The sequence below is a fragment of the Helicobacter sp. T3_23-1059 genome (assembly GCF_053654515.1).
In genome coordinates this window covers 1-1,297 of record NZ_JBSIUV010000141.1, presented here as the reverse complement: position 1 = coordinate 1,297, position 1,297 = coordinate 1, and the positions used below count along the sequence as shown (strand labels likewise).

Here is a 1,297-nt window from a genome sequence, read left to right as displayed (position 1 = left end):
TAGTGAATAATTTAAGATTGTAAGTTTATGATTGTTTAGGAATATTTGGAGGGTTTGAGTGTAACCATTGGAATCTAAATTTGATTCTAAATAATAAATAGGCTTTGATTCGTCTAAGTCGTTTGAATCATTAGAATCCAAACTCCCAAAGAAACATTCATTATATGGCATAGTGGATTCAGTGCCACCATTTAATAGCACTCCGCAAAAATAGATTTTAGATTGCAAAGTATCTATGCCTTTAGATTCTAATATTTGTATGTCGATAATATCCCCATCATAAGCAAAAATATTTTCTATTGTTTTATTTTCATTGCTAGGCATTTGCAACCTTTGATATTTCATTTTTAGATAGATTTTTAGCTGAGTTTATGATAGCTACTACTCCAATATTTATCGCTTTGTATTCCTGCTAATACATTTTGATAAAATTCATTTCTAGCATTTTTGTATTCACTTGATACATTGCCATAACGATATTCGTGGTATAGTATTTTTTCTATCTCTTCATCTTTTGGATAAAATATAAAAGGCAAGAATTTTGATATGGCGTATTCATTAGCGGCTTTGCTTAAATCAATTTCTTTTAATATTGTAAGTTCATAATTGTTGGTAGATTTTAATGTTTTTATTTGTTTGTCTTGTTTATCCCAATAAATAAACTCAAAATCTCCCTTTAAGTTTGCCACATTTGCTTTTGAAATTATTTTTTCTAGCATATCATTTAGTTTGTCATAAACACTTTGGAGTTGTGATTTGATTGTGTAAAAATTTTGGCTCAAGACAACTTAAGCTCAAATAAAGGAGTCTTAAGTTATGATACATACGATGAAAAACAAGTATATCGCTACATATATAAAAGAGTTTTGCAAGAATTTCAGAGGCAAAAACAAGAGAGATTCTTAAACTTTTTTGTCTTGATATTAAAGCGGTAAAAATTGCAAAATTAAGCAACATTTCTCGCCAAAGTGTCAATAAAATTTGCAAAAACATTAGAATCTTAATCACCAAAGAATGTGAAAAAATATCTAAATTAAATGGCGAAATTGAAATTGATGAAAGCAATCTTTTAATATAAATTTTGGGTGCTAAAAGAGTGAGAGGCAAAAGAGGGCGAGGAGCTGGCAAAAAACTTCTGTATTTTTGCTTCGTTTGACTTACAACTGCAAGCAAAAGGGGCAAAGGCACATTATCGTGTCAAACATAGCAAAAATGAGTTTGCAAAAGGCAAAAACCACATAAATGGCATTGAGAATTTTTTTGCTTCGTTTCACTCGCAACTACAAGCAAAAGTGGT

General features: G+C 29.8%; 1 protein-coding gene and 2 pseudogenes. 1 reads left to right on the top strand and 2 read right to left on the bottom strand.

Annotated elements, in window-relative coordinates; genetic code table 11:
• Together ACWIX0_RS13625 and ACWIX0_RS13620 are read right to left on the bottom strand one after the other, a co-directional pair.
• Window positions 1–324 (bottom strand): annotated as a pseudogene (locus ACWIX0_RS13625) (hypothetical protein); the annotation flags it as partial.
• A 35-nt stretch (window positions 325–359) separates the two neighbouring features.
• Entirely contained in the window at window positions 360–782 is a 423-nt protein-coding gene (locus tag ACWIX0_RS13620) for a hypothetical protein (RefSeq protein WP_454174524.1), read from the bottom strand.
• Between the two features lie 34 nt (window positions 783–816).
• Between ACWIX0_RS13620 and ACWIX0_RS13615 the strand changes: the two are divergent.
• Window positions 817–1,297: pseudogene (locus ACWIX0_RS13615) on the top strand (hypothetical protein); the annotation flags it as partial.